Here is a 17784-nt window from a genome sequence, read left to right on the forward strand (position 1 = left end):
CTGTGAGTCCTGTCGGGTTCCCACCTGGTCGTACCGCCGTCGTGACCGCGCTCGGCCGCGCGCTGCCCGAACGGGTCGTGACCAACGACGAGATCGCGCAGACCCTCGACACCTCCGACGAGTGGATCCGCACCCGCACCGGCATCCGCGAGCGCCGCATGGCCGCGCCCGGCGAGTCCACAGTGGATCTCGCCGTCGCCGCGGGCCGCGAAGCGCTCGGCGACAGCTCCGTCGACGCCGTGGTGCTCGCCACGTCCACGGCCGACCAGCTCTGCCCCGCCAGCGCGCCCCAGGTGGCGGCGCGGCTCGGGCTCGGCACGGCCGCCGCGTTCGACGTGAACGCCGTGTGCAGCGGCTTCGTCTACGCCCTGGCCACCGCGCAGGGCTTCATCGCCGGCGGCATCGCCAAGCGGGTGCTGGTGATCGGCGCCGACGTCTTCACGTCGCTGGTGGACCCGGCGGACCGCACGACCGTGCCCATCTTCGGCGACGGTGCGGGTGCGGTCGTCCTGCGCGCCGGCGACTCGGACGAGCCGGGCGCGATCGGTCCGTTCGACCTGCACAGCGAGGGCGAGCTGGCCGACCTGCTGTGGGTCGAGGCGGGCGGCTCGAAGCACCGCTTCTCCGAGGACCAGCGCGACCACCACCTCGTCATGCAGGGCACGGCGGTGTTCCGCCACGCGTGCGCGCGGATGGCCGAATCGTCGCGAGCTGTGCTGGAGCAGGCGGGCTGGATGGTCGGGGACGTCGACCGGTTCGTGGGCCACCAGGCGAACATCCGCATCCTCCAGGCGACGGCGAAACACCTGGGGCTGCCTGCGGACGCGGTGGTGGCCAATATCGACCGCGTGGGGAACACGAGCGCCGCGTCGATTCCGCTGGCGCTGGCGGACGCGGTGGAGGACGGGACGTTGGTGCCTGGTCACCGGGTGCTGCTGACGGCGTTCGGGGCGGGGCTGACCTGGGGTTCGACGTTGCTGACGTGGCCTGAGCTGGGTTAGTTCGTCCAGGCCTCGGTGGCTTGCTGACGGCCGCGCAGCAGGAGCGAGCCGTGCGGCTGCCAGAACTCGCGCTCACCGCCGAGCGCGGCTTTCACGGCGCCCTCGCTGGCCAGGATGCGTGACGGCACCGACTTCGCGTGCTCCGTGAGCCGCGCGGCCTCGTTCACGGCGTCGCCGATCACGGTGTACTCCAGCCGGCTCGACGTGCCCAGCTGACCCGCGAACACCTGCCCGCACGCGACGCCGATGCCCAGGTCGAGCTCGCCGTCGGCCACTACGGCATCACGGATCGCGCGGGCAGCGGCCAGCGCCATCGTCGGGGCGTCGGACAGGCGCGTGGGGGCGCCGAAGATGCACAGGGCCGCGTCGCCCTGGAACTTGTTGACCAGGCCGCCGCGCGCGTCGACGGCGGAGACCACGCTGGCGAAGAAGCGGTTCAGCTTGGCCACGAGCTCCTCGGGCGGCGTGCGCGAGGCGAGCGCGGTGGAGTCGACGACGTCGACGAACAGGGCCGTGACCTCGCGCACGTCGCCGGACAGCGAGGCGCCGTACTCGAGGGCGTGGCGCGCGACTTCTGTGCCGACGTGCCGGCCGAACAGGTCCCGCATCCGCTCCTGTTCGCGCAGGCCGGCGGCGAGTTCGTTCACGGACGTCTGGAGCATGCCGATCTCGCTGGAATCGTCGACGCTCACGGACACGTCGGTGGTCCCGCGGGCGATCCGGTCGAGCGCCACGCGCAGGCGGTGCAGCGGCGCGGCGACGGCGCGGGCGAGCAGCGCCGTGCCGATGGCGCCCGTGGTGAGGCCGATCACGGACAGCGTGATCAGGCTGGCCGTCGGGTTGGCGCGGCTGACGTCGGGCGGCGTCGCGACCAGCAGCACGCCCACGAGCGGCACGCCGCTGGCCAGGGCCCACGTGACGATCAGCCTGGTCAGCACGGTGACGGGCAGCGAGCCGTGGGGCGGCGTCACGTCGAGCGCGATCGTCATCACGGGCCGCGCCACCCACTCCGCGGCGAGGTACATCAGGCCGACGGTGGTCAGCCCGCCGAGGCCGATCGTCAGCGCCATGCCGGACGCGTCGTCGAACGAGCCCAGCACGCCGGCCAGCGTGCCCAGCGTGACGGTGCCGATGAGCCACAGCGTGCCGCTGACCACCGCCATGTCCACGGGCAGCCGCAGCGCGCGCTTGGCCTCGTCCTCCGTCGGCGGGCGGCCGATCGTGAACCACACCACGGTGCGTCGCTGCAGGTAGGCGGTCCAGAGCGTGCCCACGAGGAGGCTCACGGCCACGATCCCGCCCGCCGTCAGGCCGAGGATCCACCCACGGTCGCCGACGTCGCCGGGCAGCCCCTGCAGGAACAGCAGCAACGCGACGACCGCCGACCCGGCGACACTCGACCCGATGCCGAGCGCGGCGAAGCCCAGACTGGTGCGCAGTACCAGCCGGAACCGCCCCGCCGTTCGCTTGCGCACGCCGCCGATCGTATGGGCTGGCGGGTCTGTCTGCGAGAAAAGGCGTGGCAGCTCTCGCGGCCGCGTCGCTACCGTGCTGACTCATGCAACCCCTCGACGCCGACGCGATCCGCGCCTCCTTCGTGAACTGCTCCCGCGGCGAGGCCAAGTCCGTCACCCTCCCCGCCGACGTCCCGTGGGCCACCCGCGACTTCCTCGGCTGGCGCGACCCGAAGGCCCCCGGCCGGGCGTACCTGGTGGTGCCCCGCGACGGCGGCGTCGTCGGCCTGTCGTTGCGCGCCGCCCCGCCCGCTTCGTCGCGGCTGCGCAGCAACATGTGCGCCTTTTGCTCCACCACCCACGCGACCTCCGACATCACGCTGTTCACCGGCCGCCGCGCCGGCAAACCCGGCCGCGAGGGCAACACCCTGGGCACCTACGCCTGCGCCAACCTGTCCTGCAGCGCGTACGTCCGCGGGGAACTCAAGCCGGACGTCCCGCAACCCGTGGAAACCCTGTCCTTGGCCGAGCGCGTGGCCCGCCTGGAGGACAAGGTGCGGCGGTTCGTGGATCGGATCTTGGAACCGCAGTAGTGCGGGTGCTCGTCACGGGCAGGTCGGGGGTGGGTAGGAGTGCGCTGCTGGCTGAGCTGGCTTCGCGCGGGTTCGTGACGGTTTCGCGACGGTTGATACTGCGGCCCGTACACCTCGACGGTGAACGGCTGTGGCGCTCGGACGTCATGGCTGAGGTGTTGGGCTCGTCGTCTTCGCTGTTCGTCTCGGGCATGGTGCGGAACCCGGCGCGGTTTCGGCGGTTGTTCTCGCACGTCGAACCCGTATGGGAAGGACCCGGCGGAACTCGCGGAGACGTTGGTATATCTGGAGACTGTTGAGCCGTTGCTACACGCGTCGGCGACGCTTGAGGTGGTGACGACGGTTCCGGGGGCGGATGTCGCGGATCTTGTTTTGGCGCATGTGTTGTGAGGTCGGGTGTCTGGTGGTGCTCCCGCTGAGTCTCGGTGGCCCTGGCTGCGCTTGAAGCTCTGACCCGTCGTCTCCACGAAGCCTGTCGACCGAAGGTATGTACGCGTTGGCCCCGCACCGGGATCGCTTGGTTGCGGACCGGATGCACCGACTGCTCCACAGGCACCTGGCGGCCCACACCACCGAACTGACCGACCGACTCCGCATGACCCTCGACCGGGCTCCACGCCACCGCGACTTGAGCGATGTGTTTCCAGCACTCACCTTCGCGCGCGCCAGACAGCCCCCGCCCTCCCAAGGGGGGCGTCCCCATCCCAGTTTACCGTTGCCAGGCCTCAAAAAACGGCCGCGGTGGAATCTGTGGACAAGTGCGGTATCGAGTGGGGGAGCTGTGGACAAGTCCGGGTTCGCGGTTGACACGGGGAGCCGCTCGCGCACAGCCGAGGCGGCGGTGAATACGCCCGTGCAGATCTGAGGCAGCGGTGAAGGAGTGCAAACGCGCCTCGGGCGAGTCCAGGCGATGCGCGGGAGTGCACGCAGCAGCCAAGGCGCCGCATGGTCGAAGTTCCCCGATGTACCCGGCAGACTCCCGGCTACATCGCCGAGTCGTTGCCCGCCGCATAATCGTGGGCGTAGGACTTCGCGTCCAGCAGGTGCTTCAGCGTGATCTCCCGCGCGGCAGGACCGTTGGAGGACTTCAAAGCCGACAGGATCGCCCGGTGCTCATCCACCGCCTTGCGGATCTGCCCCGGCAGCCGCAGCGCCGCGCGGCGTTCTTCGCCCACCAGGGCCAGGACGGAGCGCAGGAGGTCGGCGACGTCGTCGTTGCCGGCGTTGCTCGCCATGACGCGGTGGAACTCGGCGTCCGTCGCGATGACGCGGAGCATGTCGCCCTCGGCGGCCGCGGCTTCCATTTCGGCGACGTTGTCCTCGAGCTTCTGGATCGTCCGCGGAGAGTGGTTGCCGGCGAGGCGCTCGGCGAGGGTGGGCTCGACCGTGGCGCGCAGGTCGAACAGCTTCTCCACTAGCTGTTCGTGCTCGGAGAACCAGCTGCTCAGGGGTGCTTCGGTCTGCTCGCGGACGTAGGTGCCGGAGCCCGCGCGGATCTGGACGTAGCCGATTGAGTCCAGCACCCGCAGCGCCTGCCGCAGCGAGCCGCGGCTGATGCCGAGCTGTTCGCACAGGGTGCGTTCCGCGGGCAGCCTCGAGCCCGGCGGGAGCTCGCCGCCGTCGATCATCGCGCGCAGGCGGTCGACGGTGGCGCTCCAGACCTGTTCGGATTCGTGGGCCACCCGCCCATCCTGGCAGGTCGCGGCGGGTGGCGGAAAATGTCGGTGGTGCGTGCCACGCTGAGGGCGTGACTGCGAAGTTCAAGGACTTGGCCCTCGACGCCCGGGACCACCAGAAGCTGGCTGACTGGTGGTGCGTCGCGTTGGGCTACACGCGACGTGCGGGAGATCGGTCAGCCGACGACCCGGTGCCGATCGTGGATGTCGCCGGGGTGGGGCCGTTGATCTGGGTGAATCCGGTGCCTGAGGCGAAGACGGTGAAGAACCGGATGCACCTCGACGTGTTCGGGGATGTGGGGGAGTTGGTGTCGTTGGGGGCGGTACTGGTGAGGAATAAGGGTGGGGATATTGATTGGTGGGTGATGGCGGATCCGGAGGGGAATGAGTTTTGTGTGTTCGATCCGCAGTGAATTGAGGGCTCGACCCGCTGCGCGGATCATTGCGCCCGGGGGCGAGTAGTGGGCACCCCGATCTTTGATTGTCACGTGGAAGGCGGGGATCGAGGTGCAGGGACGGGTCTGGGTGCGCTGGGTGTTGGGTGGGTCAGTTGCGGGTGGAGGGGGTCAGTTGCTGACTGTTGGAAGGCTGTTTCCGCGTTGCTGGTGCCAATTCTTGCCGGCGTCCGGGTGATCCGTTGAGCGGCTGAGTTCTGCCCATTTCTCGTCCACGGCAAGGCGGTTGCGCCAGATTTCGCGGCCGTATTCGTAGGCGTCGCTGCCCGCCAGGAGACGCAGCGGTGGGTCCGGGAGTTCGGCGACGCGAAGTACCAGGTCGGCGACGAGTGCTGGATCGCTGGTCGCGGTTTTCTCAAAGCCCGCCATGGACCGGGCTGAAGCGCCGACGGTCGGCTCGTAGGGGGCGCTGATCGGCGGTGTCGTCATCGACGAGCCGGCCCAGTCGGTGCGCATGCCGCCGGGTTCGAGCACGGTGACCTTGATGCCCAGTGGCGCGACCTCGGCCGCAAGAGCTTCGCTGAAGCCGCCGACGGCCCACTTCGCCGACTGGTACGCCGTCATCCCTGGGCTGCCGATGCGGCCGCCCAGTGAGGAGATCTGGATGATCCGCCCGCCGCCCTGCCGGCGAAGCACCGGGATCGCCGCCTTCGTGACGTAGACCGTGCCCAGGAAGTTCGTCTCCACCTGGCGGCGGAAGACGTCCAGCGACGTGTCCTCGAGGGCTGAGCGGTCGCCCTGGCCGGCGTTGTTCACGACGACGTCGAGGCGGCCGAAAGCGCGCACGCCACCTGCGACGGCGGCTTCCGCGGCGGCCGGATCGGTCACGTCCAAGGCCTCGACGTGGACCTGCGACCCGAAGCGTTCCCGCAGGTCATCGAGCGAACGCGGGCCACGGGCGGTCGCCACGACCTGGTGGCCGGCGGCCAGCGCGCGCTCCACGATCTGGCGGCCCAGGCCGCGCGAAGCGCCGGTGACGAAGAAAACCACAACAACCTCCGTGGTCCGATTTAACGCAAGTTGATTGCGTTAAGGCGACCGTAGCACCCCGAGACGAGGTAACGCATCCGACTTGCGTTAAAGTGTGGTGTGCATCGCCGAGCGCGTTCCGAGGAAGCCAAGCAGCAGCGCGCCGAGGACCTCCTCGCCGCGGCGCGCAGGCTGGCCGTCGAGCTGGGCGGGGTGCGGCACGTGACGCTCGCGGCCGTCACGGAGGCGGCGGGGCTGCACGCGTCGGCTGTGCGACGGTACTTCGCCAGCCGCGAGGAGCTGTTCCTCGAGCTCGCCGAACGCGGCTGGGAGGAATGGCGCGACGTCCTCACCGCGCGTCTCGCCGGTGCGCGCGGCCTGTCGCCGGGCGAGCTCGCCGAGGCGCTCAGCACGACGATCGTCACGCTCCCGCTCTTCTGCGACCTCCTCACGCACGTGTCGCTCAGCCTCGAAGGTGACGTCTCCGTCGAGCGCGCGCGGCAATACAAAACGCGGTCGTTCAAGTCGTACGACGTGATCGTCGAGACCCTCATCAGCGCCGGAACCCTTACCGCGCAACAAGTCCACGACGTCATCGCCGCCCTGCTCGGCACCACGTCGTACTTCTGGCAGCTCTCCCACCCCACCGCCAGCCTGGCCGAGCTCTACCGCCAGGAACCCCGCTGGTCCCACACGGCGCTCGACTTCGAGCCCCGCCTCACGCGGCTGCTGAAAGCGACCGCGGAGGGCCTGGCGGAGCGTTAGACGAGCGCGTTCGACGCCAGGTGCAGGACTTGCGCAACGCGGCGCAGTTGCCCGTCGTCGGGACGGCCGCTCGACCTGGGTCCACTGTGGCCTCGCGCCGCCGCCGGGAGCTTCGCCGAGTGACAGGAGAGCACCTCCAAAGTCACGTGCGGAGCCGCCTCGTTGCCGGTGACAGCGTTCGCCGTTGTGTCGCGCGCTACCGCCTGCGTTAGACGAGCGCGTTCGAAGCCAGGTGCAGCGCTTCGATCAGGTGGGCGCGGTGTCCGGGGTGGACGTTGATGCGGGCCTCGCCGTTGGTGTTGCCGATGAACGTCAGCACGCGGCCGCGGTCGGTGAGGTCGAGGACGGACATGGGGGTGCTGCGGGTGCGCCGGCCGGTGCCGTCGCGGGTGGCGACGTAGAGCTGGTGCGCGGCGTCGCGGCCGGCGCGCATGAGGCGGCGGAGTTCGTCGGCTTCGTGGGACATTTCGGTCAGGGGATTGTCGGACTCGTAGTCGCGGCCGGCGTCCTCGAAGTGGGCCTTCGGGACGCTCATGGGCGCCAGCCGCGCCGGCGGGCGGGTGGGCAGCGCGTCCACCAGGTGCTCCGCGACCTCGCGCGCAGGGATCGGATCGAGCTGCACCACGCGGTGGTCGGTGATCAGGCGGACGGCGTCACGGCCCGACTCGGCCACGAGGATCGCGCCGTCGTCTTCGCCGTCGCGGAAGTTGCTCCACGAGTACATCTCGCGCGCGGGGTTGGCGAGGACGTCCAGCGTCGCGCGCCACTGCGCGGTGAGCTCGCCGGCGGACGTGGCCAGCCCCAGGTCGTACAACGCATCCAGCGCGCGTCGCCGCAACGTCGCCGCGGCTTCGTCGGTGCGGTACGTCTGGTCCGGCCCGACCACGATCGGCGGCTCGCCGAGCTCGGCGACGGTCCAGGCAACCAGGAACACCGGCCGGGGCAACCGCACCGGTCTGTCGATGATCGTCATCGGTCTGCTCAGGCTCCGATGGTCGGGGGCGTCGGCGGGAGGCCGGTGTGGGGGTCGAGGAGCCGGCCGTCTTCGTCGTCGAGGAGTGAGAAGGCCGAGTCGTCGTCGATGCCGTACTTGCGCTGGTGCTCGGCGTCTTCCTCGCCTTTGCCCTTGCTGCCGGCCGCGCCCATGCCGCCCATTCCGGGCGAACCTTGGCGCCGGCCGCGCCGGCTGCTGCTCCGCGGCCGGCCAGCGCGCCTTCTTCCCCGAACGCCCCGGACCCGGCGCCGAGCCGCGACCCGGTTCCGGCGCCTGCGCCTGCGCTGCCACGTCCGCCGAAGGCCGTGGACCCGCCTGCTCCGCCGATGCCGGCACCGGCGCCTACGCCGAAGCCTCCAGGCCCGAAACCGTCCCCGCCACCGGTCGCCGACCACGACGGATTCCCACTGCCGACCGGGAACCGCTGCCCCGGTGGCGTGACCCGCTGATCGTCCAGATCGCTGGACGTGTGCGTGTCGTCGTCATCCTTCGTCCTGCCCGGCGGGTCGATGTCCCGCGGCGGCTTCTGCTCCGGCGGCGTGATCGGCCGCCCCGTCGGCGGCGGCGCGATCGGCGGCGGAATGTTCGGCGGGGGCGTCACCGGCGGCGGCGTGGCGGGCGGCGGCACATTCGGCGGCGTCACGTGGCGGGTGTCGACCTCGGACTGTGAGGTGGACGTCTTGTCGTCGCCGCCGGTTTTGGTCTTGGTCGTGCGGGTCAGCTTCTCGCGCTTGACCTTGCCGGGCTGGGTGATCGTGACGTTGCCGTCGAAGTTGTCGAGCTTTCCGTAGTCCGTCTTGAGGCCTTGGCCGCTGTTCTGCGCCTGCTGGGCGTAGCCGTTGTAGCGGTCGAGGTTCTGCTGGGCGAGCTGGTTGTACTGGTTGATCTTGTCTTCGGTGTCGGTGTCCCACGGGGTCGCCACATCAAGGAAGTCCTTGTGCGGCGGGGTTCCCGGCATGGGCTGCAGGGACTTCTTCATTTCGTCGAACCCGTGCGCCAGGCCGGTCAGGTTCTGGCCGTTGGTCGTGTACGTCTGCGACGCGGCTGTGGTGGCATCGGAGAACATCTTGATCCGGGCCTGCGCGGCGTCCGCGCCGCCTCCGGTCCACACGGACTCGAGGCCGGTGCTGAGGTTTTGGATGTCCGAGCTGAGCGAATGGTGGTCAGCGGCGATCTTGTTGGCTTTATCGGCCCCGTCGTGCCAGCTGCCGGCGCCCTGGCCGGCGAAGATCTTCTGCACCAGTTCGGGAGCGGGGACGGCCTGTTCGCCGACGTTGCCGTGCCAGACTTCGTCGACCCAGTGCCCGGCATCGCTGAACCGGTCGCCCACCCACTTTGCACTGTCGCCGATCGTGTCGAAGAAACCCATTACGCACCTGCCTTCTGGCGCAAGTTGGTGACGACCATGTCGGCCACCTGCTCGGCCACACCGCAAGGGTCGACCTTGCCGATCTTCGCAGTGCTCAAGCCCAGCGACGCATCGAACGACAGATCGTCCGCGATACCGACACTCACCTGGCAGAACCCGGTGTTCGTGCCGGATTCGTACGTCGAATGTGCAACAGCGGGAAAGCCCTGGATGGGCGCGAGCTCTTTCCACACAGTGGCTTGCGGCTTGGTGTTCTGGTACAGGGCGCTCAGTCCCTGGTGCGTCTGACTGGTGTAGCCGACACCCACGACGGCGGCCGTGTCGGCGTTGGTCCAGTTGCAGGCGGGACCGATCGAAGCGTCGTCGCGCTTGCCCTGGGGTGCGGTGCCGAGGATCTTCTCAAGCTGGTCTGCGGTGAGTGCTTGCTGGCAAGGGTCTCCGGCGAGCACTGACGCGGGAAGAGGGTTTTGGACCTTCGGGGCGCCGCTGTGCGGCAATGCCGGGGCCGTCGGCGACGGGTTCGTAGTCGCCGGCACGGCCGCGAGGCTACCGGAACACCCGGCGGCGAAAGCGAGGACGACCGCCGCGCCGGACATCGTGATCAATTGGCGGTGGTTGGTCACGCTAGCCCCTTGTCCTGACTGCCGCCGGCCGCGGTCTTCACGCCGGCTGCCGCTTGTTCGTCGGCCGATCCCGTCATTCCCAGAGCGTTTTCCAGCTTGGTCACCAGGTCCGAAGCGTATTTGAACTCCTTGTCGACCTGGGTTTTGCCTACGCTGAACGCACCCTGCCCGGTCGCGACGAGCTGCTTGTTGTAGCCGTTGCTCCCCGGATCGTCAGCTGGGGGCGACACCTGGGTCAGCCGCTCCGCGTCGTTCTGCATGGTGCGCAGCGTGGTCGCCACTCGTTTGGCGACGACTAGCATGCTTTGTGCTTCCTCGCGGCTGAGGCTGAACCGTCCCCCTCCAGGCGCACCGGAGCTGGGCGGTGCCCCGCCGCTGGAAGCGCCGCCCGCAGCGGGCGCGTCGGTGATGGCGAAGTCGAGCCCGGTGAGCCAGTTCTGCTCGGACGCAGGTTGCGCCACTGTCTTCCCCCCTGATGACACGTCGGGTCCGACCGCGGACCGTCCCCTGCGGTAACGGTAATGGACTGATCACCCTCGGGTGGGCATTTTGCCGAAGTCGGTCGAAAGGCGCTAGGTGTATTCGGCCGTCAGGTTGGTGGCAGTCGACTGGTGGGTGGATGCCCGCCGAGTGCGCTGTGGCGGCGTTGAGTGTTGTAGTGCTGGAGCCAGGGTGCAAGGGCTGCGGTGCGGTCGGTGTTGCTGGTGAAGGCCTGGCGGTAGGCCCATTCGGTTTGCAGGGTCCGGTTGAGGCGTTCGACTTTGCCGTTCTGCCAGGGGCAGTGCGGTTTGATGAACTTTTGCCGGATGCCGTGGCGGGCGCAGATCTCGCGTAGGGACCAGCGGTAGGCCCAGGCGTTATCGGTCATCAGCCGCTCGATGCGGGTGATGCCGTGGTCGGCGAAGTAGGTGATCGCCCGGGCGAGGAAGCCGGCGCAGGTCGGGCCTTTCTCGTCCGCGAGGATTTCGGAGTAAGCCAGCCGGGAGTGGTCATCGACCAGGGAGTGGACGTAGTCGTATCCGATCTTGGTGCTGCGGTCGCGGGTGGCTTCCCGCTGGGCCCGGCCGTGGGCTCGCCAGCCGCCGCCGTCGGGGATGCGGCCGATCTTCTTGATGTCCATGTGGACCAGTTCGCCGGGCCGGTCGCGTTCGTAGCGCACGGCTGTGGTCTTGCTGGCCCGGATCACCAGTCCGGTGATCGGGTCCAATGCGGCCAGCCGCGGGATCTGGTGGCGGGCCAGCACCCGTGACACCGTCCGTGTCGGGACACCGAGTTCGTGGCCTAGCCAGGCCGGGCCGCGGCGTTCACGCTGCCGCAAGGTGATGATCTGCTGTTCGACCTCGCTGGAGGTTTGCCGGGGAGAGGTGTACGGGCGTGAGGATCGGTCCCGCAGCCCGGGTTCGCCTTCGGTGGCGTAACGCTCCAGCCAGGTCTTCACGCATTTACGGGAGATACCCATCGCGGCGGCGATGTGGGCTTGGGGCCAGCCCGCGTGGTGACGCTGGACGATCAGCAACCTGCCCAGGAACGTGGTCCGGGCGTTACGGTGAGACACGAGAGCCTCCGGTTGACGTGGGTCCTAGACAAGCCACACCTCAACCGGAGGTTCTCCCCACGTCAACCAGAACCTTCCGCTACCAACGTCCTGGCCAAATACAGCTAGGGCGCTGTCGCCGATCGGGTGGAGGTTGTCCGTCACGCGCCGGCTTTGTGGCGGAGGTTGGTGACGACCATGTCGGCCAGTCGGGCAGCCACGTCGCAGGCGTCGGCTTTGGCCCGGTCGGGTATCAGTGATGCGACGCCGGAAGTGGGTGCGAGACCTTCGGGGCGCCGCTGTCGGGCAGTGCCTCAGTAGGCGACGAGGTGGCGGAGGGCGCAGCCGCAGGAGGGTTGGAGCAGCCGGCGACGACACTCACAACGCCGCACAAGGCGATAAGTCGCCAAATGTCACGCACTGTCGTCCCCCTCGGATGAGCCGGCCGGGGTCGGTCGGTTACTCCAGGTTACCGGGGCAAACGGGACAGAGCGTCACCTGCTAGGGGGCAAGGCGGGACTGTTCCTCCTGACACATCGCGTCGCGGGGGTGGGGTGGGGTGCTTAGGGTGCCGGGGTGGGTGAGTTATGACGTGGTGGCATGCGGTGATCATCTTTGTCGCCGGGGTGTGGGCGGGGACGATCAACGCGGTGGTCGGGTCGGGGACGTTGGTGACGTTTCCGGTGCTCGTGGCGTTGGGGTATCCGCCGATCACGGCGACGACGTCGAACGCCGTGGGGCTGGCGCCCGGGACGATCAGTGGGGCGTACGGGTACCGGGCCGAGCTGGAGGGGTACTGGCCGCAGGTGTGGCGGTTCTCGATCGCGTCGTTTTTCGGGGCGATCGGGGGGACGATCCTGCTTCTCACGTTGCCCAAGGACGCGTTCGAGACGATCGTGCCGGTGCTCGTGGGGCTGGCGGTGGTGCTGGTGATCGTGCAGCCGAAGGTGTCGAAGTGGGTGCAGAAGCGCCGTGACGCCAACGGCACCGAGCACAAACCCGGGCCGCTGCTTCTCGGGTTGTTGTTCGTCATCGGGATTTACGGCGGGTACTTCACGGCCGCGCAGGGCGTGATGATGATGGCGGTGCTGGGGATGCTGCTGTCGGAGCCGCTGCAACGGCTCAACGGAGTCAAGAACGTCCTCGCCGCCGTCGTGAACGTCATCGCCGGCCTGATCTACGCCGTCGTCGCCCCGGTGAGTTGGCCGGTGATCGGGTTGCTGGCCGTCGGGTCGACGATCGGCGGGCAGATCGGGGCGAAGATCGGGCGGAAGTTGTCGCCGACGGTGTTGAGGGCCGTGATCGTGGTGATCGGGGTTGCGGCGGTGGTGGAACTAGTTCTGAAGTGAGACGAACGCCTGCCATGCTTCGGCGGGTACGTGCAGTTCGCCCGCCGAACGAGCCTTGGTGTCTCGCACGCTGACGGTCTGAGTGCTCAGCGCGACCTCGACGCAGTTGCCACCGCTGCTGTTGCTGTAGCTGCTTTTGCGCCAGAGCTGGTCACGAGCGGGCATCAGGACCGTCCTTCGCTTGGTCGTACTCGCTCGCCAACGAGGCAAGCCACTCACGCGAGTGTCCTACATCCAACGCGAAACTTGCCGCCCGGGCCAACACTTTGCGGTAGGTCGCGACGTCGTCGGGCTTCTCGAGGAACAGGCTCAGGGTTTGGTTTTCCGCATAGACAGTGGGACGTTCATGGTTGTAGCGGAGGACCCTGAAGCTCGGGCCGAGAACACCGCCTGGGCAATTTTCGGTGAGGATCACTCGAACGGCGCAGCGCTCCAACGACGAAGCCAGCAGGAGGTGGAGGACTTGCTCATGCATAATCCTCGGCTCGGCAACTCGCGCCCGAAGAACTTGCTCGTGGATGTAGAAGGTTGCGAAGGGCGAATCTGGGCGGCTCAAGAGTTTCTGCCGCGCCATGCGGGCGTCCACCGCGCGCTCGACTTCTTGTGAATCGAGGTGGCCACCCCAGCGGAATAGGTTTCGCGCGTAGGGCTCGATCTGGAGAAGGCCCGGAACCACCTGGGGTTCGAACTCGATGATCTCTGTCGCGGTGGTTTCGGTGACGATGAGTGAGGGGAGCTGATCAACCAAGCGCGCTTCGTGTGGCCGAAGACGATAGCCATCATCTGCTTCGCGCACGAGCCCGACCAGGTTCAGCACCTCCTTGCGAGAAGCGCCGCAGTTCGCCGCGAAGAGAGTCGCGTCGATCTCGGTCACCCCGCGGGCGCCGCTCTCCATGCGGGAGATCTTGCTCGCCGAGAAGCCCACGCGCTTCGAAAGGTCGGCCGCAGTCAGGTCCGCGCGCACGCGAAGTCGTTTCAGCTCGTCGCCGATTTCGCGCTCACGCGCGGTGGTGTCTCGTTCGGTTGTCCCCGCCATCGGGCAAAACTAAGCCCGAGACCGCTCACGCAGTGAGTGCGACGCGGCAAGATCAGCGGAACGGATGCCGTCCCGCTGATCCATGCCACCCTGTCACACCAAAGATCAAGCCAGGAACTCGCGCGCGGCCGCCAGGAACAGGTCGTTCTCTTCGGGGGTCCCGATGGTGACCCGCGCGCCGTCGCCGGGGAAGGGGCGGACGATGAGCTTGCGGTCCAGCATGTGCTCGGCGAAGGCCACGGTGCGGTCGCCCAGGGGGAACCACACGAAATTGGCCTGGGTAACCGGAATCTCGTAGCCCATGTCCAGCAACGCGTCGCGAACGCGGTCGCGCTCGGAACTGATTTCGGCGCAGCGTTCCATGAGTTCGCCGGCGGCGTCCAGCGAGGCCATGGCGGCGACCTGGGCGATGGCGTTCACCGAGAAGGCCACGTACACCTGGCGAAGCGCCTCCGCGATCGGAGCGCACGCCACGGCGTAACCCACGCGAAGCCCGGCCAACCCGTACGCCTTGGAGAAAGTGCGCAGCACCGCGACGTTTTCCCGCGTACGCGCGAATTCGACGCCGTCGGGCACATCGGAATCCGTGACGAATTCTTTGTAGGCCTCGTCCAGCACGACCAGCACGTGCGAGGGCACGGCGTCGATGAAGCGTTCCAGCTCGTCGTGCGTGAGCACGGTGCCGGTGGGGTTGTTGGGGTTGCAGACGAAGATGAGTTTCGTCCGGTCCGTGATGGCGGCGAGCATGGCGTCGAGGTCGAGGCCGTGGGAAGACGTGAGCGGCACCTTCACCGGCTGGGCGTGCGCGACCTGCGTGACGATCGGGTAGGCCTCGAAGGAGCGCCACGCGAACATGGCTTCGTCGCCGGGGCCGCAGACGGCCTGGATGAGCTGCTGGCACAGGGAAACCGAGCCGCAGCCGACGGCGAGGTTCTCGATGGGCACGTCCAGGTCACGGGCGAGGCGTTCGCGCAGGGCGTGGGAGCCGCTGTCGGGGTAGCGGTTGACGTCGGCCATCGCGTCGGTGATGGCGGCGCGCACGCTGGGCAGCGGGCCGCCCGGCACCTCGTTGCTCGCGAGCTTGATCGCGCCTTGGATCGTCCGGCCGGGGACGTACTTCGGCAACGAATCGAGGTCGGGGCGGGGTGCGAGGGACGGCATCGTCGGAACTCCTCGGGTCAAACGGGACGGCCTGGCCACCGTATCTCGCGACGGCGGATCCACAAAGGTTTCCAATGTTCACCTGGAGGTGATTGCATGAGGTGATGACGTCGACGAGCACCGTGGATTACCAGCGTACCGACGGTCGCACACTGCGCCTCACCTTCGCCGAGCCCGACGGTGCCATCCGCGGCGGCCTCGTTGTCCTGCACGAAGGCGACGGGATCACCGACGGCGTGGTGTTGCTCGTCGCGAGCCTGGCGAACGAAGGCTGGCTCACCGTCACGCCCCACATCGACGGCGGCGAGAAGCTCACTCAGCAGGACCTGCTCGACGCGACAGACATCACACTCGAATGGCTGGTCGAGCACGGGGTGGAGGCCGATCTGCGCGGCGTCGTCGGGTTCGACCTGGGTGGCACGGCGGCGCTCGTGGTCGCGTCGCACCGCCGGCTCGGCGCGGCGGTGAGCGTCGGCGGCCAGCGCGTGACGGAGCTGCCGCGGCTGCTCGACATCGCGGGTCACGTGACGAGCCCGTGGCTCGGCATGTACGGCGACGCCGGTGACGAAGCCGGGGGCGCCGAAGTGGAGCAGCTGCGCGAAGCGGCGGCGTCGGCGAAGGTGGCCACGAACGTCGTGCGCTACCCGGGTGCCAACCACCGCTTCGACGCCGACCCGGGCGCGGCCGAGGAAGCCTGGCAGCGCACGCTGGACTGGTTCGACGCACACCTGCGCTGAGCCGGTGACAAGCCGAGACAACAGCGTTAGCCGCAGTTAACATCGGCGGGTGACCCAGACTGCCGATGTTCCCGAAGTGCTCTGGCGACCCGACCCGAGCCGCGTGTCCGACACCCGCATCGAAGCGTTCCGCCGCTGGCTGCAGGAAGAACGCGGGGTGGAGGTCGGCGACTACGACTCGCTCTGGCGCTACTCCGTGGAACACGTGCCCGACTTCTGGGCGGCCGTCGCCGAGTTCTCCGGCGTGCGCTGGCACGACGAGCCGCGAGAGGTCCTCTCGGGCACGATGCCGAACGCCAAGTGGTTCGACGGCGGCACGCTGAACTACGCGGAGCACGCGCTCAGCCCGGGCGTCGCGGGCGCGGCGAAGGGCGACGACGAGCTCGCCGTGATCTTCCACCGCGAAGACGGCTTCGCCGAGCAGCTCACGTACGGCGACCTTCGCGCGCAAGTCGCCGCGGCGCGGGGAGCGTTGAAGGCGCTCGGCGTCGCGAAGGGCGACCGTGTGGTGGCGCTGGCGCCGAACTGCCCGCAGACGCTCGTCGCGTTCCTGGCGGCGGCGTCGCTGGGCGCGATCTGGTCGTCGTGCTCACCCGACTTCGGCGTGCGCGCGATTTCCGACCGCTTCACGCAGATCGAGCCGAAGGTGCTCATCGCCGTGAACGGTTACGCCTACAACGGCCGCGAGTTCGACGTCACCCCCACGGTCGAGCGGTTGCGCGCCGACATCCCGTCGCTGAGCGCGACCGTTCTCGTGAGATACGTCGGCGACGGGACCGTTGACGGCGCCCTGGACTGGAACGCGCTGCTCGCCGAGCACGCCGGCACGCAGCTGGCCTACGAGCCGGTGGAGTTCGGGCACCCGCTGTGGGTGCTGTACTCGTCGGGCACCACGGGCCTGCCGAAGGGGATCGTGCAGGGCCACGGCGGGATCGTCGTCGAGCACCTCAAAGCCCTTTCACTGCAAGCGGATCTCGGGCCGGGCGAACGATTCTTCTGGTTCACCACCACCGGCTGGATGATGTGGAACTTCCTCATCTCGGGCCTGCTCGTGGGGTCGACGATCGTGCTCTACGACGGCAGCCCCGGCCACCCGGACCTCAACGTGCTGTGGCACCTGGCCGAGCAGCACCGCATCACGTACTTCGGCACGTCGGCGCCGTTCATCCAGAGCTGCCTCAAGGCCGGCCTCGAACCGTCGGCGCGCTACGACCTGAGTGCGTTGCGCGCCTTGGGTTCCACGGGTGCGCCGCTGTCGGTCGAGGGCTTCCGGTGGATCGTCGACAAGATCGGGAAGTCGGTGCAGATCTGCTCGGTTTCGGGCGGGACGGACCTGTGCGCGGCGTTCGTCGCGGCGTCGCCCGACGTGCCGGTGTGGTTGGGCGAGCTGTCGTGCCGGGCGCTGGGCGCGGCCGTCGCGTCGTACGACGAGGCCGGCAACCCGCTGGTCGACCAGGTCGGTGAGCTGGTGATCACGGAGCCCATGCCGTCGATGCCGGTGTTCTTCTGGAACGACCCCGACGGTAAGCGGCTGCACGAGGCGTATTTCGACATGTACCCCGGCGTCTGGCGCCACGGTGACTGGATCCGCGTGACCCCGCGCGGCTCCGCCGTGATCTACGGCCGCAGCGATTCCACGCTCAACCGAGGCGGCGTGCGCATGGGTACGGCCGAGTTCTACCGCGTGGTGGAGGGCCTCGACGAGGTCGCCGATTCCCTGGTCGTGGACACCTCCGCGGCCGGCAACGACGACGGGCAGCTGCTGTGTTTCCTCGTGCTGGCGCCGGGTGTGGATCTTGCCGATGTCGAGCCGAAGCTGCGGAAGGAGCTTCGTAGCGCTCTGTCACCACGACACGTTCCCGACCGGTTTGTGGTGGTCGGCGAAATCCCCCGTACCTTGAACGGTAAGAAGTGTGAGGTACCGGTGAAGAAGATACTCTCCGGAGTCGCGCCGGAGAGGGCTGTGAGCAGGGACGCGCTGGCCAACCCGGCCGCGTTGGCCCCGTTCACGGAGCTCGCGGGGGAGCTTGCCGGGCGGTGACGAAGCAGGGGGAAGCATGGCTGGGCC

General features: G+C 68.6%; 19 protein-coding genes. 8 read left to right on the forward strand and 11 right to left on the reverse strand.

The genetic code is table 11. From position 1 onward, the window contains the following. Positions 1–41 precede the first annotated feature (41 nt). Positions 42–1001: a beta-ketoacyl-ACP synthase III gene (locus tag ACQPXB_RS01520; RefSeq protein ID WP_432857225.1), complete on the forward strand. Its 960-nt coding sequence runs from the start codon at positions 42–44 to the stop codon at positions 999–1001. Here the strand turns inward: ACQPXB_RS01520 and ACQPXB_RS01525 are convergent. Further along, positions 998–2476 (reverse strand): adenylate/guanylate cyclase domain-containing protein, encoded by a 1479-nt coding sequence (locus tag ACQPXB_RS01525; protein WP_386943541.1) that lies wholly within the window; start codon positions 2474–2476, stop codon positions 998–1000. The genes ACQPXB_RS01520 and ACQPXB_RS01525 overlap by 4 nt on opposite strands. Positions 2477–2559: 83 nt before the next feature. Between ACQPXB_RS01525 and ACQPXB_RS01530 the strand changes: the two genes are divergently transcribed. Further along, positions 2560–3048: an FBP domain-containing protein gene (locus ACQPXB_RS01530; protein WP_432849186.1), complete on the forward strand. Its 489-nt coding sequence runs from the start codon at positions 2560–2562 to the stop codon at positions 3046–3048. A gap of 983 nt (positions 3049–4031) precedes the next feature. Here ACQPXB_RS01530 and ACQPXB_RS01535 read toward each other — a convergent pair. Further along, positions 4032–4730: a FadR/GntR family transcriptional regulator gene (locus ACQPXB_RS01535; RefSeq protein ID WP_432849187.1), complete on the reverse strand. Its 699-nt coding sequence runs from the start codon at positions 4728–4730 to the stop codon at positions 4032–4034. A gap of 65 nt (positions 4731–4795) precedes the next feature. Here ACQPXB_RS01535 and ACQPXB_RS01540 point away from each other — a divergent pair, with 65 nt between their 5' ends. Next, on the forward strand, positions 4796–5137 hold the full coding sequence (locus tag ACQPXB_RS01540) for a VOC family protein (protein WP_366577317.1): 342 nt from the start codon (positions 4796–4798) through the stop codon (positions 5135–5137). A 153-nt stretch (positions 5138–5290) separates the two neighbouring features. Here the strand turns inward: ACQPXB_RS01540 and ACQPXB_RS01545 are convergent, their stop codons facing one another. Further along, positions 5291–6169, reverse strand: coding sequence for an SDR family NAD(P)-dependent oxidoreductase (locus ACQPXB_RS01545; protein WP_432849188.1), 879 nt, complete (start codon positions 6167–6169; stop codon positions 5291–5293). Positions 6170–6268: 99 nt separating this feature from the next. On the opposite strand from ACQPXB_RS01545, the gene ACQPXB_RS01550 reads away from it, so the two are divergent. Then, complete coding sequence (locus ACQPXB_RS01550) at positions 6269–6913, forward strand: TetR family transcriptional regulator (RefSeq protein WP_432849189.1); 645 nt, start codon at positions 6269–6271, stop codon at positions 6911–6913. 208 nt (positions 6914–7121) lie between these two features. Here ACQPXB_RS01550 and ACQPXB_RS01555 read toward each other — a convergent pair whose 3' ends face one another. After that, on the reverse strand, positions 7122–7886 hold the full coding sequence (locus ACQPXB_RS01555; RefSeq protein ID WP_366577323.1) for an ESX secretion-associated protein EspG: 765 nt from the start codon (positions 7884–7886) through the stop codon (positions 7122–7124). 8 nt (positions 7887–7894) lie between these two features. Beyond that, positions 7895–8068, reverse strand: a complete 174-nt coding sequence (locus tag ACQPXB_RS01560) for a hypothetical protein (RefSeq protein ID WP_432849190.1) — start codon at positions 8066–8068, stop codon at positions 7895–7897. 348 nt (positions 8069–8416) lie between these two features. Here ACQPXB_RS01560 and ACQPXB_RS01565 point away from each other — a divergent pair, with 348 nt between their 5' ends. Next, positions 8417–8698 (forward strand): hypothetical protein, encoded by a 282-nt coding sequence (locus ACQPXB_RS01565; protein ID WP_432849191.1) that lies wholly within the window; start codon positions 8417–8419, stop codon positions 8696–8698. Positions 8699–9275: 577 nt separating this feature from the next. Here the strand turns inward: ACQPXB_RS01565 and ACQPXB_RS01570 are convergent. From ACQPXB_RS01570 to ACQPXB_RS01580, 3 genes are all read right to left on the reverse strand, one after another. Next, positions 9276–9899 (reverse strand): DUF3558 domain-containing protein, encoded by a 624-nt coding sequence (locus tag ACQPXB_RS01570; protein ID WP_432849192.1) that lies wholly within the window; start codon positions 9897–9899, stop codon positions 9276–9278. After that, positions 9896–10360 (reverse strand): hypothetical protein, encoded by a 465-nt coding sequence (locus tag ACQPXB_RS01575; protein ID WP_432849193.1) that lies wholly within the window; start codon positions 10358–10360, stop codon positions 9896–9898. The genes ACQPXB_RS01570 and ACQPXB_RS01575 overlap by 4 nt, the downstream gene beginning before the upstream one ends. A 128-nt stretch (positions 10361–10488) precedes the next feature. Next, positions 10489–11454, reverse strand: coding sequence for an IS481 family transposase (locus tag ACQPXB_RS01580; protein ID WP_432844786.1), 966 nt, complete (start codon positions 11452–11454; stop codon positions 10489–10491). 566 nt (positions 11455–12020) lie between these two features. On the opposite strand from ACQPXB_RS01580, the gene ACQPXB_RS01585 reads away from it, so the two are divergent. After that, positions 12021–12782, forward strand: coding sequence for a sulfite exporter TauE/SafE family protein (locus tag ACQPXB_RS01585; RefSeq protein ID WP_366577333.1), 762 nt, complete (start codon positions 12021–12023; stop codon positions 12780–12782). Here the strand turns inward: ACQPXB_RS01585 and ACQPXB_RS01590 are convergent. The 3 genes from ACQPXB_RS01590 to hisC form a co-directional block, all read right to left on the reverse strand. Beyond that, complete coding sequence (locus ACQPXB_RS01590) at positions 12768–12947, reverse strand: DUF397 domain-containing protein (RefSeq protein ID WP_386943524.1); 180 nt, start codon at positions 12945–12947, stop codon at positions 12768–12770. The genes ACQPXB_RS01585 and ACQPXB_RS01590 overlap by 15 nt on opposite strands. Continuing rightward, entirely contained in the window at positions 12934–13818 is an 885-nt protein-coding gene (locus ACQPXB_RS01595) for a helix-turn-helix domain-containing protein (RefSeq protein ID WP_432849194.1), read from the reverse strand. Before ACQPXB_RS01595 ends, ACQPXB_RS01590 begins: the two co-directional genes overlap by 14 nt. Before the next feature lie 105 nt (positions 13819–13923). Further along, the gene (gene hisC, locus ACQPXB_RS01600; RefSeq protein ID WP_366577338.1) at positions 13924–14979 is read right to left on the reverse strand and encodes a histidinol-phosphate transaminase; all 1056 of its coding nucleotides are present in this window, start codon (positions 14977–14979) and stop codon (positions 13924–13926) included. Positions 14980–15083: 104 nt separating this feature from the next. On the opposite strand from hisC, the gene ACQPXB_RS01605 reads away from it, so the two are divergent. Next, entirely contained in the window at positions 15084–15716 is a 633-nt protein-coding gene (locus ACQPXB_RS01605) for a dienelactone hydrolase family protein (RefSeq protein WP_432849195.1), read from the forward strand. Positions 15717–15765: 49 nt separating this feature from the next. Next, positions 15766–17757 (forward strand): acetoacetate--CoA ligase, encoded by a 1992-nt coding sequence (locus ACQPXB_RS01610; protein WP_432849196.1) that lies wholly within the window; start codon positions 15766–15768, stop codon positions 17755–17757. Positions 17758–17784 lie beyond the last annotated feature (27 nt).

Origin of the sequence: Amycolatopsis sp. CA-161197, assembly GCF_050942255.1 — a bacterium.
Classification (GTDB): Bacteria; Actinomycetota; Actinomycetes; order Mycobacteriales; family Pseudonocardiaceae; genus Amycolatopsis.

Bases quoted from the DNA above. Each gene is read 5' to 3' on its own strand.
- hisC (WP_366577338.1), bottom strand. From the start codon at position 14,979: ATGCCGTCCCTCGCACCCCGCCCCGACCTCGATTCGTTGCCGAAGTAC.
- ACQPXB_RS01555 (WP_366577323.1), bottom strand. From the start codon at position 7,886: ATGACGATCATCGACAGACCGGTGCGGTTGCCCCGGCCGGTGTTCCTG.
- ACQPXB_RS01530 (WP_432849186.1), top strand. From the start codon at position 2,560: ATGCAACCCCTCGACGCCGACGCGATCCGCGCCTCCTTCGTGAACTGC.
- ACQPXB_RS01590 (WP_386943524.1), bottom strand. From the start codon at position 12,947: ATGCCCGCTCGTGACCAGCTCTGGCGCAAAAGCAGCTACAGCAACAGC.
- ACQPXB_RS01565 (WP_432849191.1), top strand. From the start codon at position 8,417: ATGTCCCGCGGCGGCTTCTGCTCCGGCGGCGTGATCGGCCGCCCCGTC.
- ACQPXB_RS01595 (WP_432849194.1), bottom strand. From the start codon at position 13,818: ATGGCGGGGACAACCGAACGAGACACCACCGCGCGTGAGCGCGAAATC.
- ACQPXB_RS01585 (WP_366577333.1), top strand. From the start codon at position 12,021: ATGACGTGGTGGCATGCGGTGATCATCTTTGTCGCCGGGGTGTGGGCG.
- ACQPXB_RS01560 (WP_432849190.1), bottom strand. From the start codon at position 8,068: ATGGGCGGCATGGGCGCGGCCGGCAGCAAGGGCAAAGGCGAGGAAGAC.
- ACQPXB_RS01605 (WP_432849195.1), top strand. From the start codon at position 15,084: ATGACGTCGACGAGCACCGTGGATTACCAGCGTACCGACGGTCGCACA.